General features: G+C 40.2%; 18 protein-coding genes. 10 read left to right on the forward strand and 8 right to left on the reverse strand.

Annotated elements, in window-relative coordinates:
• Positions 1-66 precede the first annotated feature (66 nt).
• The gene (locus tag AC4PL9_RS05130; RefSeq protein ID WP_491603702.1) at positions 67-2,418 is read right to left on the reverse strand and encodes a choice-of-anchor B family protein; all 2,352 of its coding nucleotides are present in this window, start codon (positions 2,416-2,418) and stop codon (positions 67-69) included.
• Between the two features lie 251 nt (positions 2,419-2,669).
• On the opposite strand from AC4PL9_RS05130, the gene AC4PL9_RS05135 reads away from it, so the two are divergent.
• Positions 2,670-3,341 (forward strand): T9SS type A sorting domain-containing protein, encoded by a 672-nt coding sequence (locus tag AC4PL9_RS05135; RefSeq protein WP_491603703.1) that lies wholly within the window; start codon positions 2,670-2,672, stop codon positions 3,339-3,341.
• Between the two features lie 91 nt (positions 3,342-3,432).
• A complete protein-coding gene (locus tag AC4PL9_RS05140) occupies positions 3,433-7,179 on the forward strand; it encodes a GEVED domain-containing protein (RefSeq protein ID WP_491603704.1) in 3,747 nt (1,248 codons plus the stop codon).
• A 77-nt stretch (positions 7,180-7,256) separates the two neighbouring features.
• Here AC4PL9_RS05140 and AC4PL9_RS05145 read toward each other — a convergent pair whose 3' ends face one another.
• From AC4PL9_RS05145 to AC4PL9_RS05160, 4 genes are read right to left on the reverse strand one after another with little or no spacing between them, the layout of a single operon-like run.
• Complete coding sequence (locus AC4PL9_RS05145; RefSeq protein WP_491603705.1) at positions 7,257-8,171, reverse strand: bifunctional metallophosphatase/5'-nucleotidase; 915 nt, start codon at positions 8,169-8,171, stop codon at positions 7,257-7,259.
• Complete coding sequence (locus AC4PL9_RS05150; RefSeq protein WP_491603706.1) at positions 8,162-8,854, reverse strand: 5'-nucleotidase C-terminal domain-containing protein; 693 nt, start codon at positions 8,852-8,854, stop codon at positions 8,162-8,164. Before AC4PL9_RS05150 ends, AC4PL9_RS05145 begins: the two co-directional genes overlap by 10 nt.
• Positions 8,847-10,496 (reverse strand): phospholipase D-like domain-containing protein, encoded by a 1,650-nt coding sequence (locus AC4PL9_RS05155; RefSeq protein WP_491603707.1) that lies wholly within the window; start codon positions 10,494-10,496, stop codon positions 8,847-8,849. Before AC4PL9_RS05155 ends, AC4PL9_RS05150 begins: the two co-directional genes overlap by 8 nt.
• A gap of 4 nt (positions 10,497-10,500) precedes the next feature.
• Complete coding sequence (locus tag AC4PL9_RS05160; protein ID WP_491603708.1) at positions 10,501-11,556, reverse strand: endonuclease/exonuclease/phosphatase family protein; 1,056 nt, start codon at positions 11,554-11,556, stop codon at positions 10,501-10,503.
• Between the two features lie 157 nt (positions 11,557-11,713).
• Between AC4PL9_RS05160 and AC4PL9_RS05165 the strand changes: the two genes are divergently transcribed.
• Genes AC4PL9_RS05165 through AC4PL9_RS05175 form a run of 3 tightly spaced genes read left to right on the forward strand, consistent with a single transcriptional unit; the run spans position 11,714 to position 17,449 of the window.
• On the forward strand, positions 11,714-14,254 hold the full coding sequence (locus AC4PL9_RS05165) for a TonB-dependent receptor (RefSeq protein ID WP_491603709.1): 2,541 nt from the start codon (positions 11,714-11,716) through the stop codon (positions 14,252-14,254).
• Between the two features lie 18 nt (positions 14,255-14,272).
• Positions 14,273-15,556, forward strand: a complete 1,284-nt coding sequence (locus AC4PL9_RS05170) for a DUF5689 domain-containing protein (protein WP_491603710.1) — start codon at positions 14,273-14,275, stop codon at positions 15,554-15,556.
• Between the two features lie 12 nt (positions 15,557-15,568).
• Positions 15,569-17,449: a choice-of-anchor J domain-containing protein gene (locus tag AC4PL9_RS05175; protein WP_491603711.1), complete on the forward strand. Its 1,881-nt coding sequence runs from the start codon at positions 15,569-15,571 to the stop codon at positions 17,447-17,449.
• 62 nt (positions 17,450-17,511) lie between these two features.
• Here AC4PL9_RS05175 and AC4PL9_RS05180 read toward each other — a convergent pair whose 3' ends face one another.
• The gene (locus tag AC4PL9_RS05180) at positions 17,512-18,156 is read right to left on the reverse strand and encodes an alpha/beta hydrolase (protein ID WP_491603712.1); all 645 of its coding nucleotides are present in this window, start codon (positions 18,154-18,156) and stop codon (positions 17,512-17,514) included.
• Between the two features lie 242 nt (positions 18,157-18,398).
• Here AC4PL9_RS05180 and AC4PL9_RS05185 point away from each other — a divergent pair, with 242 nt between their 5' ends.
• The 5 genes from AC4PL9_RS05185 to AC4PL9_RS05205 are packed head-to-tail and all read left to right on the forward strand — an operon-like array spanning position 18,399 to position 21,763.
• Positions 18,399-19,241 carry a CvfB family protein gene (locus tag AC4PL9_RS05185; RefSeq protein ID WP_491603713.1) on the forward strand — a complete coding sequence of 281 codons (843 nt, stop codon included), beginning with the start codon at positions 18,399-18,401 and terminating at the stop codon, positions 19,239-19,241.
• A 33-nt stretch (positions 19,242-19,274) separates the two neighbouring features.
• Positions 19,275-19,895, forward strand: a complete 621-nt coding sequence (locus tag AC4PL9_RS05190; protein ID WP_491603714.1) for a LysE family translocator — start codon at positions 19,275-19,277, stop codon at positions 19,893-19,895.
• A gap of 50 nt (positions 19,896-19,945) precedes the next feature.
• Positions 19,946-20,533: a nitroreductase family protein gene (locus AC4PL9_RS05195; RefSeq protein WP_491603715.1), complete on the forward strand. Its 588-nt coding sequence runs from the start codon at positions 19,946-19,948 to the stop codon at positions 20,531-20,533.
• Positions 20,518-20,925, forward strand: a complete 408-nt coding sequence (locus tag AC4PL9_RS05200) for a hypothetical protein (protein WP_491603716.1) — start codon at positions 20,518-20,520, stop codon at positions 20,923-20,925. The genes AC4PL9_RS05195 and AC4PL9_RS05200 overlap by 16 nt, the downstream gene beginning before the upstream one ends.
• 13 nt (positions 20,926-20,938) lie before the next feature.
• Entirely contained in the window at positions 20,939-21,763 is an 825-nt protein-coding gene (locus AC4PL9_RS05205; protein ID WP_491603717.1) for an outer membrane beta-barrel protein, read from the forward strand.
• A 17-nt stretch (positions 21,764-21,780) separates the two neighbouring features.
• On the opposite strand, the gene AC4PL9_RS05210 is transcribed toward AC4PL9_RS05205, so the two are convergent.
• Together AC4PL9_RS05210 and AC4PL9_RS05215 are read right to left on the reverse strand one after the other, a co-directional pair.
• The gene (locus AC4PL9_RS05210; RefSeq protein WP_491603718.1) at positions 21,781-24,456 is read right to left on the reverse strand and encodes a DNA gyrase/topoisomerase IV subunit A; all 2,676 of its coding nucleotides are present in this window, start codon (positions 24,454-24,456) and stop codon (positions 21,781-21,783) included.
• A gap of 1 nt (position 24,457) precedes the next feature.
• Complete coding sequence (locus AC4PL9_RS05215; protein WP_491603719.1) at positions 24,458-26,338, reverse strand: DNA topoisomerase IV subunit B; 1,881 nt, start codon at positions 26,336-26,338, stop codon at positions 24,458-24,460.
• Between the last annotated feature and the right edge of the window lie 403 nt (positions 26,339-26,741).

Here is a 26,741-nt window from a genome sequence, read left to right on the forward strand (position 1 = left end):
TCCGTTATCAACCAAAAAGCCCGTTCAACAATGAACGGGCTTATTTAGTATTGTATCAACTATACCTTATCGTATAACCAGCTTTTGATTGTATACGTTACCACCTTCGATCTGTACCTTTAGAAAATACATACCGGGTGACAAGCCACTGACATCCATCTTCGTTTCCTGCGTTTGTACTACAAGCTTACCAGATCTGTCAAACAGAGTCGCCTCTTTATACACCTGATTTTCCAAATGAATCTCAATTTTCGTATCTGCCGGATTAGGAAATACCGTTACCCCGTAATCAGGCTCTTCCTCTTCAACAGTTAATACATTTGAATTGGTCACCGAAAAGTAATCAAACCCTGCTTCTGTTATATTCACTGTTTCGGCATAATCGCTTATGGAAACAAACAACTGCATATTTGCTGTCGGAGTCATGTAATCGGACACACGTATTGATTTCGGAACCCATTCTTCCATCGGAGAATCAGGAAATGCTTCGTAATCTACCCGACTTGTTACAAAACCATTTGTCAGTACTACACTCAATGTATCATTAGGTGGGTAAGGACCAAACCTATTATAGAAATAAGTCCAGTAGTTCACATGTGGATCCGACATACCTGTTAGGTCAAAAACCGGAGAAATCAAAACAACCGTCCCGTTAGTTACATTATCCAGATTGGGGTCTATTCCGGTATTTCCTGTTAGATACGCTTTATTTCCACAATCAAACGCAACATCCTGTGAAGGGTTTGATCCCGATATTGTCGCAAGCGGAACATCCCGAACCCATTGCCCTGTTTCTGCATCCGAAGTGGCAGACCATCCAAAGTCAAAAGTAAAGTCATCATAGTATCCGGGTTCCAATTGAATCGTTAGTGTTCCCGTCTGCTGATCTATGTATATATTCTCACAACTTGTACGGTATCCCCACTTTCCGACAATCACTTCATATTCTATTTCATAGTACATCTGAACGGATGCTTCTCCCAGGCCATTACTCACAATTTCATGTTCTATTTCCGGACAACTAAGAAGAATATCTGCCCCCATAATACCATTCCCGGTAATCGCATCTTTAACTATTACATTCAGGCTATACTCAGGCATTGGTTCCAATTGTACATCCAAATTTGTAACATTTCCTTCGGAAAGAGAAACCGAAATCGTTTGCGGGTAATAAGCAACCTTATTGTATGTAACATCAAATGTCCCCGTTTGCGCTATTCCTGTTGCATATTCCCCCATGTTATCCGTAAGCGCTCCCTGATCATTTCCTTCGATGGTAATATGCGCTCCCTGCAACGGATTTGTTGTTTGTTGATCTGTTACGAGACCTTCCAGGTAAGATCCTAATTTATAATCAGGTTGAAGGATGAATAACCCTTCTTCAATATCCGTTGCCAGTATAATTCCTGAGGGGAAATACGGATATGCCCCCCAACATCCTTGTGTGAATGTATTTTGCAAAGGAGAAGTGTCATACTTCCCAACTTCTATCATATTATGAGGACGCGAAACATCGTGAATAGTAACTCCATCTGTATAATAGCTAGTAACCAGCCAGTTTTGGTAATAATGTGCGTTATGTGGTACTATTCCCGCTCCCGGACTGGATTGAATTCTGTCTACTTCAAAAATATTTGCCGGGTCAGAAACATCATAAGCAGCAAGAAAAGCATCAGAAACCTCATCCGTCGTAAATACATATTGCCCGGTATTATCCGGCCAGATATTATGCGCAAAATTTGAAGGGGTATTTGCCGTACCCAAAAGAACCGGATTTTGTTTGTCTGTTATATCCACGATCGAAAAAAAACCATCGTAAATATGAGCCAGATACATCATATTATTTCGAACAAAACCATCATGTACATACCAGTCATCAAACTCTCCTACCTCTATCGGATTCATAGGGTCTGTACTTACATCCAGTATTATCACACCTCCCAGCCCTCTGTTAGAACCAAAAATATAGGCAAACCCGTTTTCATCTATATACAAATTATGCGCAGACTTCCATGTATTTCCGGAAGGTCCGTCATATAAACTAACATCGGTAACCGTACCCGAAGGAAGAGGACTCAGGTCAATAATCAATAACCCACTCTCTGCCTCTGTTGTCACATACAGATAATCTCCATACGTTTTTAAGTCTCTCCAGACCGAAAAATCGCCCTCATACCAAAACACCTCTACCGGATTTTCAGGATCTGCCAGAGAAACAACCGAAACACCGGATCGGGCCCCTACTAATGCATATTCGATTCCTGTTTCATCCACATACCCCCAAACATCATTAACATATGTATTTCTTTCCTGAAAATAATCAACATGTCCTAATTGCTCAAGATTAAGCTGTGCATAGGATTGGTAAACGGGAAAAAGGAATGGAATAAAACCGAAAAACAGAAAGAGTAATCTCATTGTTACTTTTTTTTATAAATATACGGCTTTATGTTAAAAGTCCTTTTACAGAAACAACAAAGCAGCAATTATAAACAGTAGTATAATAACAATATACTGCCAGACATCAATGAAATAAGGATAGTATTTTTTGTAAAGCTCCTGTAAACGTTTCATGCTGAATACAAAATTAAGCGGTTTTATCGAAACTTCCTTCTAGTTTATGATTTATCACTATTTATTTGTATCTTTCTTTTACTATGAAGAAACTCATGAGGTCACTATTTATTGCGGTCTTTCTTCTATTCGGCTCCAATCTGTTCGGACAGTTGTTTACCGTCAATCCCGAATCAGGGGTTATTTCCATGCAAGTCAAAAAAGGTGAAGAAGTCACAAGAGAGTTTTATTTTGATAATATTTCAGATTCTTCTATTTGGCTCAAATGGGAAATTACAAAAAATACATTTCCCGAAGATTGGGGATATTCGTTGTGTGACAATCGTATTTGTTATAATACAGTACCTTCATCAGCCTATATGGAGCCTATTGCTATCGGTGATTTTGGATTTATGAAATTAGCAGTTTGGAATACGACTGAAGGAAGTGGAGAGATCGAACTGCGTATTTCAGATGAACAAAGTAAACAGGAGTCGTATGTTCTCTTTATTGTAGAGCATAAATCAGAAACACCTCCTCAAAAAATGCTTACGCTTTATCCAAATCCTGTTGGAAATGAACGGGTAGTATACCTATCCTATGGTTGGGGCAGCTTCGATCATGCAGAAGTTATTAACTTCGTGGGGACTCCTGTCAAAAAACTAGAATTACATCAATCAGATCAGTTATCAATAGACCTAAACGGCTTACCTAAAGGGGTTTACTTCATACGATTCACGAGTAAAGACAATACGCATCGAAAAACAATCCGGATTGTTCTAAACTAGAATCAAAACACTCAAATACAGCCATATAAACTTGTTTTTAAATTTTGGTGAAAATGTATTAAATTTACCCGAACCAAAAAAACAAGCAACCATGTTTGATTCTATATTCTCAAAACTATTACTACTCTTTACTCTACTTATCGCGTATGCAAGTCCCGGTCTGGGACAAATGAGGAATGCCGAACAGGAACCTTTTATTCCGGGGCATCTCATTATTCAGGTGGATGAAAATACAGACCCTGAACTTTTATTTCAACGACTTCCGGCACAATATGAGTTTAAAGTCAATAAACAATTATCGGACCACATGCGGGCCTGGCTAGTTGAATTTAATCCCTTCTCTATTTCTCAAATGGAAGCCTTGAAAATGGTAAACCGGATGGATGGAATCACTTTAGCCCAGAACGACCATGTTGTTGAATTACGATCCACCACTCCGGACGATCCTCAGTTTGATCAGCAGTGGCATCACCTGAATACAGGACAAACCGGAGGAACGGCAGATGCCGATACGGATATAGACGAAGCCTGGGACATTACCACAGGGGGACAAAACGCACTCGGACACGATATTGTTGTTTGTATACTTGAAGGAGTAGATTTCAGTCACAGTGATCTGATTGAAAACCGTTGGACCAATCCTTTCGAAATTCCGGGAAATGGTATCGATGATGATGGAAACGGTTATATTGACGATATAAATGGCTGGAACGTTAGTAACAATTCAGGAAACCTTACAGGAGTTTCTACCACACACGGTACAAATGTAGCCGGAATGATTGGTGCCAAGGGGAATAATAATCTGGGAGTTGTCGGAGCTAACTGGGATGTTAAAATGATGAACGTAGTTGGGTATTCGATGACTGAATCATCTGTTGTCTCAGCCTATGATTATCCGCTTTCGTTGCGAAAAAAATATAACGAAACGAATGGAACTGAAGGGGCTTTTATTGTGGCTACAAATGCTTCCTGGGGAATTGATGGAGGAAATCCGAACAACTACCCTATTTGGTGTCAGTTTTATGATACACTTGGAAAATATGGGATTGTCAACTGCGGAGCAACAACCAACAGTGATCTAAATGTAGATGTTTCAGGTGATATGCCGACTGCGTGTCCTTCTGATTACATGGTAGGCGTTGGACGATCTGGACACAATGATAATTTTGCCGGAGGATATGGAGCTACAACAATTGACTTTCCGGCTCCTGGAATCAGTGTAAGAACTACTGCAAACGGAAACAGTTATACAACCACAACCGGAACATCATTCTCAAGTCCTTATACGGCCGGAGTTATTGCTTTGCTATACTCTATTCCCTGTCCCGGATTTATGAATATCGTGCTCAACAATCCTCAGGATGGCTCTGACCTGATTTATCAGGCTCTGATGGATGGTGTTGATCTAAAAGCTAATATGACAAATTCGTTTATTGCAGGAGGACGACTCAACGCTAAAAATTCGATGGATCTACTAATGGAAGCAACCTGTTCAACGTGTACTCCTCCAGCCAATCCTGTTATTACGACTGTGAATGATAATACAGTAACATTTACGTATGATGCCACTCAGGATGTAATCAATTACTCTGTTTTCGTAAGAGAAGAAGGAAGTGCAAACTGGACACAGCATTCTTCCAGTACTTTATCTATACAGGTGAATAACCTGAACTCTTGCACTGTTTATGAGTACTACATGTCTGTTGAATGTGCTGACGAATCAAATTCTTCTCCGGAGATAGGAACTTTTAGTACAACAGGTTGCGGAGCTTGCATGGACCTTACTTATTGCGATGCTTCATCAACAGATCCGGGAGAGGAAGTTTCTGTACATACTCCGTCCGGAATAGCAGGAGACTTTACAAGTTATACGCTTACAGATAATTGGGGAGCGACTCTTGATAATGGATATGCCTACGGAAACCTGATACTGGTAGATGATGGAACAGCTGCCAGTGAAGAAGGCTGTAATACACTAACAAACGCAGCACAGATAAACGGAAATATTGCCGTTGCTGTTCGTGGTACTTGTAACTTCTCACAAAAAGCACTTAATGCCCAAAATGCAGGTGCCACAGGTCTTATTATCATAAATAATCAGGGGACTTCTCCTGCTTCCCTGGGAGATGGTGGAGAAGGTAACCTCATTACCATACCGGTTGTAATGGTTTCTCAGGCTGACGGAGCCGGGTTACTCAGTGAACTTTCCGGAGGAAATACTGTTACCGGCTTGTTGGGAAGTCAGAATGAATGGATTGAAAGCTTTGAAATCAACGGGAATCAGGTTGTATCAGGTGACGATAACGGATACCGCCCTGCATCTTTATCTGCTATTTCTTCTCTGAATATAGGAGCTACCTATCCTTTTTCTGTTACACCGGGGTTTGACGGACAGCCATTACTAACATACTCCAGAATCTGGATAGATTTGAACCAGGATGGAACCTTTACTGCCGGTGAATTAGTTTACGATCAATCATCTGCGGGTTATGGAGTTGTAACCGATAATATCACCATTCCCGCCAATGCTACTCCAGGAACTACACGTATGCGCGTTCAGTTATCGTATCAGGATTATCCGGTGACTTCTCTTCCTTCAGTATGTGGAGAATATATGTCAGGCGAAACTGAAGATTATTGTGTAGAATTATTGCAGACACAATTTTGTAATTTAGCCATCACTCCCACTATTATAGAGCCTCTATGTCCAGAAAATGCAATTGGTAGTATTTCTGTAAATGTGTCCGGTGGAACTCCCGGCTATACGTATGCCTGGAACACAGGAAACACAACCTCTTCTCTTACAGGATTAGATATAGGAGCCTATTCTTTGGTGGTAACAGATGATTCCGGATGTGACACGACTATTCAATACAATCTGAACTATGACCTTGATTTATCAGTATCATCAACGATAACTTCTCCTACCTGTTCACCAAATGAAGATGGAGAAATTTCAGTAAATGCGTTGGGAAGTTCAGGATTTTCCTACCAATGGAATACCGGAGCTACCGGAACATTACTCAACGATTTAGCGCCCGGAGTGTATTCGGTTACTGCGACGGATGGCAATGGATGTATAGTAAACGAGACGTTCAACCTTGCTTACAGTTCCAATCTTGTCTTGTCTGCAACAGTTACTCACCCAAGTTGTGATGATAGTCAGGACGGTACTGTGATTGCCTCTGCTTCGGGAGGTTCAGGAATAACGTACCAATGGCAAAACGGACCTTCAACTGAAGAGTGGAGTAATATAGGTAACGGAACCTATCAGATCACAGCAACTTCGGCGGATGGCTGTCAGGTAACTGAGGACTATACGTTATTAGCTGCTCCTGCTCCGGTTGTTGCCGATTTCGTATTGACGCAAAATTTCCTTAATGTTCAGTTTACAAGCACATCAAGTAATGCCACTTCCTATAGTTGGGACTTTGGAGATGGAAATAGTTCTTCTTCACAAAATCCGGCACATTCATATAATCAGCCGGGAACTTATACGGTTTGTCTTTCGGTAACCGGTACCTGTGAATCGAGTACAACATGTTATACGGTTTCGGTATCTGCCAATACGACAGGAATAGAAGAAAATGATGAAATTACATTCCTTTTGTACCCGAATCCGGCCAAAAATGAAGTTTCTCTGGTAACCAGCATAGCAACTGTCGAAAAGATAGAAGTTACGACTGTTACCGGGCAGGTAGTTAAGCAATTCCCCGTTAATGGAAATGCAGCAACGGAAATGGACATAGAGTCATTAGCAGAAGGAATCTACCTTGTTACTGCTTATGAAAAAGATGGTACGTTACTTTCTTCTCAAAAACTAATTGTCCGAAAATAAATACACAAGAAATAAAATAGAAAAAGGTCGCTTATAAGTAAGCGACCTTTTTTATAGCCTAAAAAATGAATTTTAAATTATTCTATTCTAAGCAGTTTAGAATGCTCTTTACGGTCACCGTCTCCAAAGTAAAAATCAATTCTTCCCAGATTAATTCCTCCAAAACCAACCTGATTGACAAGTACATTCTCTCCTCTTCTGTTTTTCAATTGTGTAGGTTCGCTCAAAAAAGTATGTGTATGTCCACCAATAATCAAATCAATATTTTCTGTCTGTTCCGCCAGTGAGGTATCCGAAATCTTGTCTGTTTTATAAGCGTACCCCAAATGAGAAAGACAGATTACCAGATCACATTTTTCTTCGTGGCGCAGAAACATTGCTTTTTCATTAGCAACTGATACCGGATCCAGATATCTTGTATTCTCGTACAGCTTTTTTCCTACCAGTCCGTTCAATTCAACGCCCAGTCCAAATACACCAATCTTTACCTCTCCTCTTTTAAAAATCTTATGCGGAATAGTAACATCATTCAGAATGGTGTCACTGAAATCATAATTAGAGCAAATAACAGGAAACGTAGCATTATTTGAATACGCGTTCAAAAACCCGTTCAATCCGATGTCGAAATCATGATTCCCCATTGTCATGGCATCATACCCCATCTGCTGCATAACTTTCATTTCAAGTTCGCCCTTAAACTGATTAAAATAAGGAGTTCCCTGAAATACATCTCCGGCATCGACCAGAAGCACGTGTTCTTCTTCATTACGGATATGGCGAATTAACTCCGCTCGTCTTACTACTCCGCCACGGTTTCCATATCTTTTATCGTTAGCGGGAAAAGGATCTATTCTTGAGTGCGTGTCATTTGTATGAAGGATGGTCAGTTTTTTATAGTTTCTTCCCGCAGAAGTAAGCAATGCAGGCGCCAGTGATATTCCTACCCCGAAAACAGTTGTATTTCGAATAAATTCTCTTCTGTCTACTGCCATCTCCCGTCCGTTTGCACACAAATAGTGTCGTTTTCTCTTACAAAATCGATAATTTCATCTCGCAATAGCCTCCCGGTTTTAACTGACTGAAGAGGTTCTTTAAAAAAGTTCATTCGATCTCCGCCATTCGCCAGGTAATCAGATGTCACCACCCAAAAATTATCATTCCACAAACTATCTGCATAACTAAATCCAGCTATTGGTTCACCTCCGGACTGTCTCAGGTACTCATGAATCTGTTTCCATCGTTCCGGTAACAATTGTATGTAGACAATTTCATTATCAAAGGGCATCAATTCGTAGATACTACTCAACAAAATATCTCCTTTTCCAATCGAAGCACGTAAACCACCATGATTAAACAAAGCGATTAGTTTTACGGCTGCCGAATCTTTAAAGTCACTTGTTGCTCGTTCCAGCGTAAGATCCGCTACCCAATCTCCTAAATTTCCTTCCGGACGGTTTTTTACATGATCACACGCTGCGTATCCCAATCGTTCTCCCATCTTACTCTTCAACTGATCAGAATAAGGCCGAATAAGCTGCTCCATTTTCTCTTGTCCGGATAGACTGTCTCGAACTTCAAGAACAACTGACTCGTAAGCTACATACGTATGCTGACAGGAATAAAAAAAACCTGTAAAAAGCGATAATACAACTGCTATTTTAACCCACTTACTCAAGAACAATTTTCACCGTTTTTAAATGCGATCCACTTTTGATTTCAACGAAATATATTCCTCCTGCCAAATCAACTAAACGTAACTCATGTAATTCACTTTCAGGAGATGGTTTTTCTTCATACACTTTCTTTCCAGAAGGAGCATACACAGAAACGGAGGTTATGGCTGTATTCCCTTCATTCACAATAAATATATTTCCCTGAGAAGGATTCGGAAATATCCGGATATTGTCGTCTTCAACGGTTAATTCATCTGTTGAAGCAATCGGACCAAAACGCCCCATAAACTCCTGATAGTATCTGTTTACAACATCTTCATCAAATACGATCAACGTATTCTCATCATTACGCGTTTCTGCAGAAGTAGACCAATTGTGCGAACCTGTCAAAACAAACGGATTCATATTGGAAACGGCTCCGGCAATTAACAATTTATGGTGTAATACGCCACTAACCGTTGAATAGTTCGCCAATCTTACCCCCAAAGAGGACTCCAGTTGATCCCAAACCGTTGTTTCTCCCTGACTATTCACTAAAACACGTATATCCAGCCCCATTGCTTTACGATACACAATCGCATTTGCTATATCATCCCGGGTGATTAACATTGTGTTAATACACAAATCTCCCTGTGCATCATTTACAGCCTGAATAATTCGTTGATTCACCTGATCCGAAGGGCTAAAATAACTTTCAACACGTTTTCCGGCTATTGAAAGGATATGAGGTGTATTGTCTTTTTTATCCGGTCCGAAACGAGAAGCAGAAATAGTAGGATTAGCACCGCTTCCCCCCCACATCTCTTCAAACTCCAATTGATACGTTCTAGCTAATGCCTGATCCTGAACTATAATTACATTATTCGCATCCGTATTGATTTGCTGTGATGTAAAATTGGTTGACCCCGTCCAAAGAATGGATTTATTCGGATCAGCAGATTCTGCATCAAAAATCACAAACTTATTATGCATAATACCATGTCCATCCGGCCATTGTGGCACAGGGCTTTCCAATTTAGGAATGGAAGAATTTAATTGAGCAATCCCTGTATTTCCAGTATCCTCATTATAGACAATACGTACCCGAACCCCTCTTGAATAAGCTGCATTAATAGCTCCAGCGATATTAGAAATACTTGAAGCTGATGACAAATTATAAATGGCGATATCCAATGTCTCCTCTACTCTGTTAATATAAGCTATCAAAGTGTCGTCTATCAGATTATTCAACTGAATAGCTTCATTTGACACACTATTTGCATACGAAGTATTGACACTTTTTGTAAAATAGGTTCGGATATCACCGCTAGACTCCGAAGCAGTTATAAATACCAACGTATCTCCTTCATCAGTCACGGAGCCATTATCCGCAATTGCCTGTACATAAATCAAACGCGCATCTCCTGCTCCGGAAATCTGAAACTCAGGAGAAAGTGTTGCCCCCCCATTTAACTGTCCCTGCTCAAGATTACGCGTATACCCATATTTCAGATAAGAAGAAGCACTTTGCGAATTGTCCCAACTAATTGTCAGACCATCATTTGTAATAGCGGAGACCTCTATTTCCGAATTAATAATCTGCGAATAAAAAACATTGGTAACGGTAGAAAAAGCGATACCTGCAACTAAGATAATTTTTCTCAAATCTTTATTTTTTTTCTTTTAATAGAACCGTATACACTGGAAAATGGTCTGCATATCCGCCTAAATACTGCCCTCCGGCAAAACTACGGAATGGATACCCTCTGAATCTTCCTGAAGATTGCATCAAAAAAGGTTTATTAAACACAACAAACTTATAAAAATTCTGTCCGTTAAAGTCTCCGTTTACTAACTGTGGTGTTAAAATCATCTGATCAAAAAGATTCCAGGTATCTCTCCATGCCAACGTACCAATTCCTTTCTTGAAATGCCCCATAGAAGCATTGAACAATTGCCCCTCTTCAAGATCATCCTTATCACCACATGCATTCAGATTATTCTTTACACTTTTATTAGTTGGATCATCATTCAAATCTCCCATCAGAATAATTTTCGCCGTTCCGTTCTCTGCTACCTGAATTGAATCGATAATAGATCGGGCCAGGTCAGCTGCTGCCTGTCTCAAAGGAGAACTTCTTTTTTCTCCACCTCTTCTTGAAGGCCAGTGTCCCACAATAAAATGCATACGTTCTCCTAAAAACTGTCCGGAAACCAACAGTTGATCCCGGGTATAGAAATCATCCATTCCTTCAATTTTAAGAACATGGCTACTGCTGCTTTCAACCGTAAAATAGCTCGGATTATATACCAATCCAACATCCACCCCCCTTCTGTCCGGAGAGTCATAATGTACAATAGCATAATTTCTGTTTTTCAACCGATCTGTAGCGATCAGGTCTTCAATTACAGAACGATTCTCTACTTCTGCCAAGCCTAATACCGCAACTCCGTCAGGAGAATACTCCTCCCCCAACTGAGAAATCACCTCCGACAAACGATCCAATTTTTCCATATAGCGCTCGGAGGCCCAGGCGTTTTTTCCCTCGGGAGTGTACTCCTCATCAATTGTATTTTCCGAATTGAGTGTATCAAATAAGTTTTCAACATTATAAAATCCGATACATGATACTAAATACTCCTTATCTTTATCCTGTGACCAGCTAATGGAAAAACTCCACAAAAAGGCTGTAAACAATAAGAATGCTTGTCTTAATGATCTCATAAAATACCTGGTTCTGTACATTTAAAAAATGAAAAATTATACTCCGCGAAGATAGGGATTTGTCAAGTTATGGACATTATTAAAACGTTAAATACCAAAATTTCTTAAAATATCTCAGGTGAACCTGTTAATTTTGCCACAAATTGAATTGTGCAGAATGAATAAAATTTACTGTCAAACGCTGTCTGCTGCGTTTTTCTTAACAAGCTTTGGTATATGGGGGCAAACAGAACCCGACTCCCTTTCCCTACCTAAAGATACGTCTAATACCCTTACAGAAACCAGGCTTCCTGTATTTAATCTTGGAGACGATGACGGAGAGTCGGACATGGGAACACAGGATATTGCGGGGCTACTACAATCATCACGTGATATTTTCACATCAACTGCGGGATTTAGTTTTGGACCTGCTCGCTTCCGTATTCGAGGATATGATGGGATGAATACTACTGTCCTTATTAACGGTATTCCTATGAATGATATGGAAACGGGTCGTGCTATCTGGGCTATGTGGGGTGGTTTGAATGATGTTACCCGTTATATGGACGTTCAAACAGGTCTTACTCCTTCCCGTTCTATGTTTCAGGGAATCGGTGGGTATAGTTCAATCTCTGCACGGGCATCCTCTATGAGGAAAGGAACAAAAGTTTCTTACGCCGGAACCAACCGTGCTTATCATCACCGAGTTATGGTTTCTCATGGAACCGGAATGATGAAAAACGGATGGGCAATTGCTGCCTCTGCTTCAAGAAGATGGGCTTCGGAAGGATATATTGACGGAACCAGTTTTGATGCATGGGCTTACTATCTGGCTATCGAAAAGCGAATCAATAAAAAACATACAATCGGACTAACCGGCTTTGGGGCTCCTTCCTATAGAGGTTTACAATCTTTAGTTGTTCAGGAAGCTTACGATTTGTCGGGCAATAATTACTATAACCCTAACTGGGGATTCCAGGATGGTGAAAAACGAAATTCACGTGTTCGTAAGAGCCATATTCCTACAGGAATGCTTTCTCATTACTGGGATATGAACAAGACGATGAAACTTACCACAACAGCGTATGTTTCAGGAGGACGAAACGGGGTAACCCGTTTAAACTGGTACGAAGCCCGTGACCCACGTCCGGATTATTACCGTTATCTCCCAAGTTATCAGGACCCGGGGAGTGACTTATTCAATCAGGTTACTAATAGCTGGATGACAGATGAGAACTACAGACAGGTAAATTGGGATGGAATGTATAATGCCAATTACAAGAATATTTCTACCATTGAGAATGTGAACGGCACTCCCGGAAATAATGTAACCGGATTGCGCTCAAAATATATTCTTGAAGAAATGCGTAACGATCACATTCAGTATGGTTTCAACTCTGTATTTGAAAAGAAGTTTACTGAAAAAACGAATTTCACAGCCGGATATACAGCTAACTTTTATACCAGCAAGAATTTCCGTGTAGTACAGGATCTGTTGGGTGGAGAATTTTGGGTTGATGTTGACCAGTTTGCCGAAAGAGATCTTGATGATCCGGAAGCATCTCAAAATGATATCGATAATCCGAACCGTCTTGTAAAAGAAGGTGAACGTTTCGGGCATGACTACGACATTCACGTCAACAAACATGACGTGTTTGCTCAAATAGAGCATGATTTTAAAAAGGTGAATGTTTATCTTACGGGAAGTTATTCGCACACATCGCTTTGGAGAACCGGTAACGTAAGAAACGGACGATTCCCTGACAATTCATTGGGCAATTCTGAAAAGAAAAAATTCGATAACTTTGGAGTTAAGGGAGGCGCAACGTATAAAATCACCGGAAGACATTACCTGAGTCTAAACGGAGCTTATTTAACACGTGCTCCTCAGGCAAGAAATGCTTTCATTTCTTCCCGTACCCGTAATGACTTTGTTAATGGTCTGACTAATGAGAAACTTATGACAGCAGACTTGAACTATAATATTCGTTATTCCAAGTTAAAAACACGTTTTACATTGTACTATACGGAAATAAAGGATCAGGTTTGGATGCGTTCCTTCTATCACGATGAGTATAATACACTTGTTAACTATGCTATGACCGGTGTTAATACGCGTCACATGGGACTTGAATTGGGTATTGAGTGGAACATGACTCCTACCTTTACAATGACAGGAGTTCTTGCACATGGAGAAAGCATTTACAACTCTCGTCCAACCGCTACGATTTCCCGCGATAATAATTCAGAACTTGTTGCTGAAAACAGAACCGTTTACTTAAAAAATTACCGTGTCGGAGGAATGCCACAAACAGCAGCTGCGATTGGTTTGAAGTACAACTCTCCAAAGTATTGGTTTGCCGGATTCAATGTTAACTACTTTGATCACATTTATCTGGATCCAAACCCGGACAGAAGAACAGAAGAAGCTGTTGAAGGATATGTAACATCCGATCCTCAATGGAATCAGATTTTAGATCAGACTCGACTTGACAGAGGGTTAACGGTTGATCTGTATGGTGGAAAATCATGGCGTTTAAAAGGTGGTCAGTATATTAATGTAAATCTGAGTATCAGCAACCTACTGAATAACACCAAGTTTAAGACCGGTGGTTACGAACAACTTCGTTATATGTCGAATGACATTGATCGTTTCCCTCCTAAGTATGCTTATATGTTTGGAATTACCTTCTTTGCGATGGTAAGCTTTAGCTTTTAATCTTTGAATTTTATCCGTATGAAAAATAAAATAAAATTACCCGTTCTCGCAGCTACACTGGCATTGACCGCTGCATCATGTGTGAAGAAAGAATTTGATTCACCTCCTGTACAGGAAATTCCTGTAGGACATTTACTAACACTTCAGGACCTGCGTGATACATTTGCCGCAGGAGGAAATGTGCCTATCCGATTTGATAAAGACTTTTCTATCTATGCGAATGTTACGATGGATGATCAAAACGGAAACATTTATAAAAATGCCTATGTACAGGATCCTACGGGAGCAATCGTTCTGAGAACGCTGTTTTCCGGAGGTCTTTACGAAGGGGATTCTGTTAGAATTGCACTAAAAGGAACTACCCTTTCAAGTTACAACGGAATGTTGCAGTTGGATTCAGTTGATGTTGATAAGAACATTATTAAACAAGCGACCGGAAAACACATCGCTCCGGAAGATGTATCACTTGCTGATATTGTTAACGGAGATTACCAGGCAAAACTGGTTCGTATTAATAATGTTGAGTTTAGCGGTTCAGAGCTAAACAATACGTATGCAAATGCCGTTACGCAACAAACTCAGAATCGCACCCTTATTGATTGCGATGAAACTCACTCTGCACTTGTAAGAACAAGTGGTTATGCTGATTTCGCTGACGAAATGGTCGCTCAGGGAAATGGTTCCATTGTTTGTGTGGTAGGTGTCTTCAATAATGACAAACAATTGTACATCCGTAAACCATCTGAAATTAACATGAATGGAAACCGTTGTACGGCAAACCCATTTGAGTCTTACTTGTTTAAAAACTTCTCGGATGAATCAATTACTTCCGGAGGATGGACCAACTATGTAGTAACCAGCACCCCGCAAGCAGGAATCAACTGGTACATCTCTGATCAGGGATCTTCCGGGAATCACTATGCAGTTATTAGTGGTTATCAGAACGGTTCTACAAACACAACCGAGGTATGGATGATTTCTCCGGCTGTAGATTTATCTCAGGCTTCTGCTCCGGGACTGCAATTTAAATCGTCTAAGAACTATAACGGACCAGCGCTTCAGTTAATGATTTCAACAGACTATGACGGTACCAGTGATCCTTCTACAAACGGAACATGGGTAAATTATACCAGCTATGCAACCTGGTCTCCGGGTAGTTTCAGCTGGACTCCTTCAGGATTAATTCAGCTGAGTCAATTCATGGGGAATAGTTCTGTTTATTTTGCTTTCAAATACACCAGTTCTACTCCAAACTCAGCTGCAACTTGGCAAGTAGATGATATTATAGTTAATGAGAATTAAATTCGGAAAATTATGAAAAAACAAGTAGTAACTCTTGCGTCAGTTTTTATGACGGCTTTGTCTTTCGGACAATCGTACTTTACAGAGTACTTTAATGGACCAGACCTAACCTCTGGTAATGCATGGACTGTAGAAACTCCTGTCAACAATGGATATGAGTGGGTATATGAAGAGTACCAGTCTAATGGATATGCTAAAGTTTCTAACTTCAGTTCAGGAAACCATCTTACTGAGAGCTGGTTAATATCTCCTGCTATTGATTTAACTTCGGCAATGAACCCAATACTTTCATTCTCTAACACAAGAAGATTTGAAGGGGATGACATCGAGTTATTCATAAGTACAGACTATGCTGGTGATGTAACTACAGCAACCTGGGATAATTATACAGCTGTAGCGGGGTTTGACGCGGATGATGCATCTTGGACAATGGTTCCTTCTAACCCAATTGATGTCTCAGCGTATGCAGGGTCTACGATCTATTTTGCGTTTAAATACATTGGTGGCGATCAAGATGGAAGTACCTATCAGATTGACAATGTAAAATTAGAAGAAGACCTGTGTGCAGGAGCTATTTTCTGTGATCGTTTTGACGGAGCGGATCTTACTGCTAATAATAACTGGCAAGTATTTGGTTCTGCAACAAGCGGTACATTAACATTCTCCTGGTACCATAACACATCAAGTGGGGCAAGTAATGCACGTATTAGCAACTATGTAAACTCAACACAAACAAATCTTGCATTAGAATCATGGTTAGTATCTCCAGCTATTGATCTTTCTGCAACTACAACGGCTTTTTTATCTTTTGATAATGCAAAGCGATTTGCCGGTGATGATTTGGTTGTTTATCTTTCTACGGATTATGATGGAACAAGTGATCCTTCTGCAAATGGAACATGGACCGATATTACAGCTTCATTAAACATGGATAGTGATATTGATTCATGGTATTTTGAGAACTCTGGAGATTTTAACCTTGAGGATTATATCGGACAGTCAACAGTTTACCTTGCATTTAAATATATCGGTTCAGCTTCAGACGGAAGTACGTACCAAATAGACAATGTTCTTGTTTCTGAAAGCCCGCTTACTCCTGTAGTAGCAATTTACAATATTCAGAATACAACGGATCCTTCCGGAAACTCTCCATATATGGACCAAACTGTTACAACTACAGGTATTGTTACAGCAACTTATCAGAATGGTTATTTTATTCAGGACGACGAAGGACCATGGACGGGAATCGAAGTATTTAACAGTGCGAATACTCCAGCCGTTGGTGATGAACTTTTAATTACCGGAAAAGTGGTTGAATTTAATACAGTTACTCAGATCAACTATGTAACTTCTTTCAATGTTATTTCTCAAGGAAATGCTCTTCCAAATCCTGTTGTTCTTTCAACTGATGCTGCTTCAGTTGAGGAGTATGAATCAGTATTGGTACGTTTTGAAAATGTTGTTTGTACACAACCAGTCAACGGATTTGGTGAATGGGTTGTTTCCGATGCAAACGGTGCCGTTATCGTTGATGACAAATTATACGCTTACGGAGGTGTTCAGGGAACGATTTATAACATTACAGGTATCAAATCATTCGGGTTTAACGAGCACAGAATTCTTCCTCGTGTAGCATCGGATATCGAAGCTGTTCTTGGAATGACTGAAGAGCAATTGAATGCAATCAGCATCTACCCGAATCCTGCTTCTGATGTACTTACAGTAAACGGAGCTGAAGGTGCTAACATAACAGTTACAGACGCACAAGGAAAAACAGTTTATTCCTCTACAATGTCTAACACAGTTGAGACTATCAATGTAGAGAATCTTGAAAGTGGTATCTACTTTATCAATTTCGAAGGAAACAAAACGATGAAGTTTATGGTTAAATAAGCTATCAAACAACGATACAAAAACGGGGAGCTTCACGTTCCCCGTTTTTTTTTGCCTGTTTTTTAATCCTGACCGACTATCTCTTTACAAACATCTGCTAAAGGTTCCGGATAGACATTATGATCCCCATCAAACCAGATAACTTTTAAATCTGTACTTACTTGTTTTAATTGTTCCGATTGAGAAAGATCGTCCTGATTTTTAAAATAAGGATCTTGTTTTCCAATAACAACTATATGCCGGATTGTATCAAACCGGTTGTTCTGACTTGGCAGTTCCAGATCAGGAGGAAATACACCTGCCCATTGCACAAAGTAATCTATCGGAAGTTGTCCCTGTTGAATCCATCTTGCTGCTGTCGAAGCCCCCTGACTAAATCCCAATACAACTATTTTTTCAAATGTATGATGCGCAACCAATTCTGCTGCTACTTTATCAAGGTATTGTATATTATCCGAAATATCATCCTGTCGTTCTTCTTTCGTCATCCAGGACGCCCCTACTCTTCCTGAAGTTCCTTTCAGATAAAAACGATGCATCCCTTCCGGCACAATAACGAAATGCTCTGTTTCATCCAATGGACTGAACTTCCGAATAAAATATTCAGCTAATTGCCCGTATCCATGTAATACGATCCAACAATATTTTGCTGTTTCCGGGTTTCCCTGTACGGCTACTTTTGCTGTTTTCTGAATTTTTAATTTCATAAGGCAAATTTAGGCTTAAAGTAAACTTCTTCTTTAATTATCTGTTAATTCCTTTGTATTTTTCACCTTTCTTACGATCCTATATCTCCCCTGCTAAAAAGCAACTTTTGCGGATCTTACCGAACTAAATTTACTCCTCTTCCTTGGTCTACCGATCAGCAAAATACGATAGTAATAAAAGGGTACATCCTTAATTTGTATACCCTTTGCTATCTCTCACGGTATTTCCGTACTTTTGCTGTATGATTGATACTTCAATAATAGGGCAATTTGCCGATTTAAAAGTACTGCGTATTATACCGCACGGTGCTGTACTGGATGGTGAACAGTTAGGAGACATCCTGTTACCCAAACGCTATTGTTCGGAACAACTTCAGGAAGAAGATGTTATTCGGGTGTTTGTTTACTTCGATTCCGAAGACAGAATTGTTGCAACCACAGAAGAACCCTATGTAAAACGCGACGAATTTGCCTTTCTTGATGTCCGGGAAGTAAACCGTATTGGCGCTTTTATGGATTGGGGATTACAAAAAGACCTACTCATTCCATACCGCGAACAGAAAGCAAATATTCAGGAAGGAGGAAATTATCTTGTATTTTGTTACTACGATCAGGAAAGCGAGCGTCTGGCCGGATCTACAAAAACCGCCAAATTTCTGGATACAGTTCCTCCCGAATATGTACCGGACGAAGAAGTAAATATTCTTGTTACGGAAGAACATGAACTTGGCTTTAAGTGTATTGTTGATAATCTTTTCTCAGGAATGATTTATCACAACGAGATTTTTACACCGGTGCATATCGGAGAAAAAAAGAAGGGATTCGTAAAACAGATTCGCGAAGATGAAAAAATTGATGTTACCCTTCAGTTAACCGGAAAAAACAGCTCCCACGAACGCAAAAATCCAATTCTTGATTACCTGAAAACACATGATGGTGTCATGTTCATAACAGATAAAAGTGATCCTGAAATGATTTATGACACTTTTGGTATGAGCAAAAAGATGTTTAAAAAAGCAATCGGGCACCTCTATAAAGAACAGATCATCCGAATTGAGAAGGACAGAATTGTATTGAACAGGTAACATACTGCTTGTAGTAACGGGATGTAAAAGAATATGGGACCGGATACTTTTCTATCATTTCTGGGAGCAAGTCTCTTACTTACTCTTTCTCCCGGACCTGATATTCTTCTAGTTATTACCAGTAGTTCCGCCAAAGGATTTAAGACCGGATTTGCGATAGCAATGGGTCTGTGTTCCGGTCTGATTATCCATTCTTCGATTGTTGCATTCGGGGCTGCCGGTTTATTAAAAACGACTCCCTGGATATTCTGGAGTATCAAGGTCTTCGGAGCTGCTTACCTTCTTTGGTTGTCTTATCAGGTATTCAAATCCTCGCATCGTATCGAACCCATTCAGGGAAACCTTAGGGAAACAACTTTTTTCAAGCTTTTCTCCAAGGGATTCCTAATGAATGTTTTGAATCCTAAAGTCACTTTATTTTTTCTGGCTTTTTTGCCTCAGTTTATTCCGGTATCCAGTCCTTCCCCCCTTTTTTACACCTACTTTTTAAGCTTCATTTTCTTTGCACAGGCAGTACTTATCTTTACTGCTGCCGCTTATTTTTCTGACCGGCTTTTGGGATTTATTCGCCAGTCAGAAACAGGTCTTCTTTTTATGAAATGGGCACAAATTGTACTTTTTGTTGCGATTGCTGCGGGTATTCTGCTTACCTGACCTGATTCTGCTCTATTATATGTAAATTTGTACTCCAAATTCATGTGGATATGAAATATAATCTCAGCGAAATTACAGATCTGATTAAAGACAGACGCACCATATATCCGGAGCAGTACACAACCCGAAAGGTACATCGGGAAATCGTAGAAAAAATTCTGAATGGAGCTATCTGGGCTCCTACTCACGGAAATACACAACCCTGGCGCTTTAAAGTGTTTATGGATGACTCACGTAATAAGCTATCCGATTTTTTAGCGAAATGGTATGTTGACAATACTCCGGAAGATGCTTTCAACACGGTGAAATTTCAGCGTATGCGGGAACGTCCGCTTCAAGCTTCTGTCGTTATCGCAATATGTATGGAACGACAACCCGAAGAAAAAATTCCCGAAATAGAAGAAATAGAGGCTGTTGCCTGTGCAGTGCAAAATATGCATTTGATGTGCACAGCTTATGGAATTGGTGGTTTTTGGGCATCTCCGAAAGTTGTTTATACACCTACCATGAATGAATTTCTCGGATTAGGAGAAAAAGACAAGTGTCTGGGGCTTTTCTATATGGGCTATCCGGAAATCGAATGGCCTAAAGCACATCGTAAACCAATTGAATACGTTACCGAATGGATTCAGGATTAGAACACCCGTTTGACCTTGGTCTGGTCAATTATCACAAACATCCTTCCGATGCCAATTATGTGGTTTACCGCTTCAGGGATAAAAAGCGGGCGGATCATTTCGAACAGTTGTTGGTAAAAGCCAAAATCTGGTACGAACGCTCCAACCCGGAAGCGGACGAAAAAGAGTATTATCTGATCGCTGTCCACAAAAAGAATTTTAGTAAAACACAAAAACTTAATTATGAGACAGAAGGAAAATTTAAGAAACCACTAATAAAAATTGGTTTTTTACGTTATTTTTTCGTTTTGTTCATGATTGCGCTGGTTGCGTTAGCCGCTTTGGGATATTGCAGACGAAATGCTTATCTTGAAGAAACTACCAGACAAATTGAACAGGGAATATCAAATTAGAAAACAGACTCATTTGAAAAATAGACGTACACATACCAAGCTTCTCAAACAAATCGTATTCGTTCTTTTTCTTTTCACTCTTACTCCTGCCATTACATACGGTCAGTGGGATCAGGAAAAAGAGGCTAAAAAGAAAATGAAGAGTAAAAAGCGTAATCGTTTCCCTAGTTACTTTGGACTACAAGTTAAACCGATCATTCCGATCCGTATGTTCGGAACCGGACCCGAAACACTTTCTAAAGATAATTTTTCGACTACCGTTACACCTCTTTGGGGATATTCTTTCGGAGGAACTATTCGCGTAGGTATAACAAAGCGGTTTGCTATTGAAACCGGTCTGAATATGGTTCGTCGTAATTACCGTACGGATTATGCTGTTCCCGATTCGAATCTTACTTCTCAAACAACCCTTGGTGTAGTCAGCTATGACATTCCATTAAATTTATTGATTTACGTACAAATGTCCGAGAAGTGGTTCATGAATGCCTCCTACGGAATTTCAGGAAATTTTTATCCGAGTAACGTTCGGGCTGATGATAACGGCTACCCGAATATGTTTAGCACAGAAGGATTGCGAATAAGTTGGATTCGTGCTGCAATGAATGCCAATGTGGGGGTCGAACTAAGAACCCAAAAAGCGGGAACCTTTTATTTAGGAGCTTCGTTCCAGTATCCTTTTGGTGCCATTTTCAAAATAGCTACTACTTATAAATATAAAAATATCAACAAACCTATATACGGAGAAATGAACGGGACTTATGTTACCTTCGATATTAAGTATTTCTTACCGTTTATAAAAAGAAAAGGTCCTCAGTTTATACCGGGACCTATAGGTTAATCTCTCAGGAAATCATATCAGAATAATTTTGCCTGACCGGACTCTTCATCGTCCTCCTCCTGATCTTTTGTCATATCCCATTCCACTTCAAAGGGAGCTTCGTCGTCTGCTGATATTTCTTCTTTTCCACCCTGTTCTTTAGGCTCTTCTACCGGCCATGGTTCCTCTCCTTCAATAGGACCTACCAACTGAATCTCCTTCGTTTTCAATTTCGTCAACTGATTCCCGATAGCTTTCATTCCTTTGATATCAATAAAATCAGCTATCTCCACTTCCTTATCCGGCAAATTCTTTGTTGCTTTCAAAAGCTTGTTAAAGACAATATTTACCTTCGGTCGGTATGCTGTCGAAACCACATCCATTCGCGCCCCTTCTGCCTCCGGAAGGAACGAAACCATTTTATCGCTAGTTACTTCACAAAGAAAGCGCTTTACGAAATGTAAATCTCTTTCCGGATCATAGTACACGCAGGAGATCGGATGATCAGGATGCCACTTTTCAATGTGAATCAGATCTTCTTCAAAGTGAGTCGCCAGATCAAAATTAGACAAACGATATTGCCCTGATTGATACAACGTAAGAATTCTATCCTCACCTTTAAACTGTCCCAGGAATTTTCCTCTGCCCTCGTCATTTAATCGTTTAACAACCGGATCAAACCAAATTTTTCTGGCAGCGAGTGTTGACCCTCCAACTTCTTTTTGAGTGATTTTTGCAACAATTTCTTTCGTTACTCTGTTTCCTGCTGCTGTTCTGCTCTTAATTAACAGATCTCCGAAATCAATATCGAAGCGAACCCGTTTTAAATGCGGACGTGGACGCAAATGAACTGTTACAATTTCTTTTTCTCCATTTGGATGAACAGAGAAATATAGCAACTTAGATCCTTTCGTTCCTTTTGTCAAGTCATACTCGTTATCACGTGTAAGCGAATTTACAAAGAATCGTTTCATCATGGTAGGACCACCTTTTCCGTCCTGATACATCATGTGATAAATAGTACGCTTATCTCCCTTTCTCCAGATTCCGCAATACACAATCCCCTTGCCGACAAACTTTTTATCGGCAACTTCGGTAACCATCATTTTACCCGTATCAAAGAACAGGATCACATTATCGATCTCCGAACAGTCAGCTACAAACTCAGCTTTTTTCAAATTCCAGCCAATAAAGCCTTCTTCCACATCTACATAAAGCTTTTTGTTCGCTATAATAACCTTTCTGGCCTGAATGGTATCGAATACACGAATCTCCGTTTTTCGCTCCTTACCGGCTCCGAATTTTGTTTTCAGTTCTTTAAAGTAATCGATCGCATATTCCGTCAGGTTATCCAGTTTGTACTGAATAGCTGCCATCTCATCTTCCAGTCGGTTGATCGCCTCGTCCGCTTTAAAACTATCAAATTTTGAGATTCGTTTAATCTTTATTTCAGTCAGACGAATAATGTCTTCTTCCGTAACATCTCTTCTCAGGTGTGTAACAAATGGCTTCAATCCCTTATCGATTGCAGCAATCACACCTTCCCAGGTTTCTTCTTCTTCTATTTCGCGGTAAATGCGTTCTTCGATAAAGATTTTTTCAAGGCTGGAAAAATGCCATTGTTCTTCTAATTCTCCCTTTCTGATCTCCAGTTCGCGTTTCAATAAATGTAACGTATTATCAGTAGAGATTTTCAGCATTTCACTTACTCCCAGAAAACGAGGTACATCATTATCGATAATGGAGGCATTCGGAGAAATAGAAACCTCACAGTCTGTAAACGCATACAATGCGTCTATTGTCTTGTCCGGAGAAACTCCTGCAGCCAGATGAATCACAATTTCGGCTATTGCAGAAGTGTTATCTTCAATTTTTTTGATTTTGATTTTCCCTTTATCATTTGCCTTGATAATGGAGTCAATCAGAGTCGTAGTAGTAGTTCCGAAGGGTATTTCGGTAATAACAAGCGTTTTTGCATCTTGCTTGGATATTCGGGCGCGAACACGCACCTTCCCCCCCCGCAATCCATCATTATAACCAGAGAAATCGGCCATCCCTCCGTTTGGAAAATCCGGAAGAATTTCGACTTTCTTTCCTCGAAGAATCTGGATCGATCCTTCAATCAATTCAATAAAGTTATGCGGAAGAATTTTACAAGCCATTCCGACAGCAATCCCTTCCGCTCCCTGTGCCAAAAGCAGTGGGAATTTCACAGGAAGGTTCTGAGGTTCCTTGTTTCGTCCGTCATAGGATGCCAGCCACTCTGTTGTTTTCGGATTAAACACAACATGATTGGCAAACTTGGACAAACGCGCCTCAATATATCGGGGAGCCGCAGCAGAATCTCCTGTCAAGGTATTCCCCCAGTTTCCCTGGCAATCAATCAACAAGTCTTTTTGCCCCAGTTGAACAAGTGCATCTCCAATCGAAGCATCCCCATGCGGGTGATACTTCATGGTATGCCCGATAATATTAGCAACCTTGTTGTAACGACCATCATCCATTTCTTTCATGGAATGTAAGATACGTCGTTGGACAGGTTTTAATCCGTCAGCTAACGAAGGGACAGCCCGCTCAAGAATTACATACGATGCGTAATCCAAAAACCAGTCCTCGTATAATCCGCTGAGGGATACAACCTGATCATTATCGGCATCATTATTCTCCGGCAGGTTGTTGTTCTCTTCCATTTCAGGCTCTTCGTTTTCTGCCATATTATTCCTGTTCTTCTTTGATTAATTCTTCGGCTATCGTTTCTTCCACCTCGTCTTTTTCGACACGTAGGTTATCAATAATAAACTCCTGTCTTTCCTGTGTATTCTTTCCCATGTAATAAGAAAGTATAGTTTCAATACTATTTTGTTTTGACAAAATAACCGGTTCCAAACGGATATCTTCTCCGATAAAATTGGCAAACTCATCCGGAGAAATCTCTCCCAAGCCCTTAAATCGGGTAATTTCCGGATTCTTCCCTAACTCGGCCATGGCTTTTCTTCGCTCATCTTCGGAGTAACAATAAATTGTTTTTTTCTTGTTTCTCACTCGGAAAAGAGGCGTCTGCAAAATATATACATGCCCTCTTTTTACCAGATCCGGGAAAAACTGAAGGAAAAAAGTCATCAACAACATGCGGATGTGCATTCCGTCAACATCGGCATCGGTTGCAATCACAATGCGATTATACCGGAGATTATCCATCTCGTCTTCTATGTCCAGTGCGGCCTGAATCAGGTTAAACTCTTCGTTCTCATACACAACTTTTTTGGTTAACCCATACGAATTCAACGGTTTTCCCCGAAGCGAGAAAACAGCCTGTGTGTTAACATCTCTTGATTTGGTGATGGAACCACTCGCCGAATCTCCCTCGGTAATAAACAGTGTCGTATCCTCTCTCCGTTCATTTTTTACATCCGTCAGGTGAACCCTGCAATCACGCAATTTTTTATTGTGCAAACTTGCTTTTTTAGCCCGTTCTCGTGCCAGTTTACGAATTCCTGACAGTTCTTTTCTTTCTTTCTCCGACTGCTTGATTTTCTTTTCCAGAATATCAGCTACTTCCGGGTGCTTGTGCAGGTAATTATCCAGTTTTTCTTTTAGAAAATCATTGACAAACGCCCGCATAGATTTACCATTCGGTTCAATTTCCTGCGACCCCAGTTTTGTTTTTGTCTGCGACTCAAACACAGGCTCTATTACTTTTACCGAAATGGCCGCTACAATCGACTGACGGATATCCGAAGCTTCGTAGTTTTTATTGTAAAAGTCGCGAATTACTCGCGCTACAGCTTCCCGGAAAGCACTTTGGTGTGTACCTCCCTGTGTTGTATGTTGTCCGTTTACGAAAGAATAATAATCTTCCCCGTAGGTTTTCCCATGGGTCATAGCCAACTCAATATCATCTCCTTCCAGGTGAATGATTGGATACAACGGATCGCCATCCATATTATTCTCCAACAGATCCTGTAATCCATTCTTGGACAAATAGCGCTGACCATTGAAGTAGATACTCAATCCCCGGTTCAAATAACAATAGTTCCAAATCATTTTCTCGACAAACGGAAGCTTAAAAACGAATTTTTTAAACACCGTATCATCGGGTACAAACTCCACATAGGTTCCATTCGGCTCATCAGTTTTCTCTACGGGATAATCTTTTACTATTTCTCCCTGAGAAAATTCAGCCATCTTTTTTTCTCCATCCCGGACTGAATATACCATAAAGTGAGAAGACAAAGCATTGACTGCTTTTGTACCGACTCCATTCAAACCAACCGATTTCTTAAAGGCTTTGGAATCATACTTCCCTCCGGTATTAATCTGGGAAACACAATCAATCACTTTCCCGAGAGGAATCCCCCGTCCGTAATCCCGGACGATTACTTTCCCGTCCTTAATCTTGATCTCAACCTTTTTACCATTACCCATGACAAATTCATCAATGGAATTATCCACGACTTCCTTTATCAGTATGTAAATCCCATCGTCCGGCGAAGAACCGTCTCCGAGTTTCCCGATATACATACCGGGACGCAAACGGATATGCTCTTTCCAATCAAGTGACCGGATATTATCTTCCGTATAATTATTTTCTGCCATGCGAAAAAGAAGTTTGAGATGAAACCTAACAAAGATACGAAAGAACAGTGGTTTAGCGACACGTACAAGAAACCAGTTTTTAACGATCTTTCGTTAATAAGGTAGCTGTTATACCCTCTCACCCTCCTTGCTTTTCGGGCAAAAAAAGCCCCGTGACACTATCTACTGATAATCAACTAACTGAAAATTATTTTCAAAAAAACTTTAACTTTTTTTCATTTTTTTCTTGCACAAGCAAAATTTATACCTACCTTTGCAACGCCTTAAACGAAAGGCACAACAGTATTGAGACAAACATGAGTTAGCTGTCGCTAACGGGACTTGAAAAAGTTCTTCACAATATTGGTCTGGTAGTTCAGTTGGTTAGAATACCTGCCTGTCACGCAGGGGGTCGCGGGTTCGA

The sequence above is a fragment of the Wandonia sp. genome (assembly GCF_984588085.1).

What these genes read in the sequence shown, in the direction of transcription:
- AC4PL9_RS05130 (WP_491603702.1), bottom strand. Translation starts at nt 2,418, where the DNA reads ATGAGATTACTCTTTCTGTTTTTCGGTTTTATTCCATTCCTTTTTCCC.
- AC4PL9_RS05135 (WP_491603703.1), top strand. Translation starts at nt 2,670, where the DNA reads ATGAGGTCACTATTTATTGCGGTCTTTCTTCTATTCGGCTCCAATCTG.
- AC4PL9_RS05140 (WP_491603704.1), top strand. Translation starts at nt 3,433, where the DNA reads ATGTTTGATTCTATATTCTCAAAACTATTACTACTCTTTACTCTACTT.
- AC4PL9_RS05145 (WP_491603705.1), bottom strand. Translation starts at nt 8,171, where the DNA reads ATGGCAGTAGACAGAAGAGAATTTATTCGAAATACAACTGTTTTCGGG.
- AC4PL9_RS05160 (WP_491603708.1), bottom strand. Translation starts at nt 11,556, where the DNA reads ATGAGATCATTAAGACAAGCATTCTTATTGTTTACAGCCTTTTTGTGG.
- AC4PL9_RS05165 (WP_491603709.1), top strand. Translation starts at nt 11,714, where the DNA reads ATGAATAAAATTTACTGTCAAACGCTGTCTGCTGCGTTTTTCTTAACA.
- AC4PL9_RS05170 (WP_491603710.1), top strand. Translation starts at nt 14,273, where the DNA reads ATGAAAAATAAAATAAAATTACCCGTTCTCGCAGCTACACTGGCATTG.
- AC4PL9_RS05175 (WP_491603711.1), top strand. Translation starts at nt 15,569, where the DNA reads ATGAAAAAACAAGTAGTAACTCTTGCGTCAGTTTTTATGACGGCTTTG.
- AC4PL9_RS05180 (WP_491603712.1), bottom strand. Translation starts at nt 18,156, where the DNA reads ATGAAATTAAAAATTCAGAAAACAGCAAAAGTAGCCGTACAGGGAAAC.
- AC4PL9_RS05185 (WP_491603713.1), top strand. Translation starts at nt 18,399, where the DNA reads ATGATTGATACTTCAATAATAGGGCAATTTGCCGATTTAAAAGTACTG.
- AC4PL9_RS05190 (WP_491603714.1), top strand. Translation starts at nt 19,275, where the DNA reads ATGGGACCGGATACTTTTCTATCATTTCTGGGAGCAAGTCTCTTACTT.
- AC4PL9_RS05195 (WP_491603715.1), top strand. Translation starts at nt 19,946, where the DNA reads ATGAAATATAATCTCAGCGAAATTACAGATCTGATTAAAGACAGACGC.
- AC4PL9_RS05200 (WP_491603716.1), top strand. Translation starts at nt 20,518, where the DNA reads ATGGATTCAGGATTAGAACACCCGTTTGACCTTGGTCTGGTCAATTAT.
- AC4PL9_RS05210 (WP_491603718.1), bottom strand. Translation starts at nt 24,456, where the DNA reads ATGGCAGAAAACGAAGAGCCTGAAATGGAAGAGAACAACAACCTGCCG.
- AC4PL9_RS05215 (WP_491603719.1), bottom strand. Translation starts at nt 26,338, where the DNA reads ATGGCAGAAAATAATTATACGGAAGATAATATCCGGTCACTTGATTGG.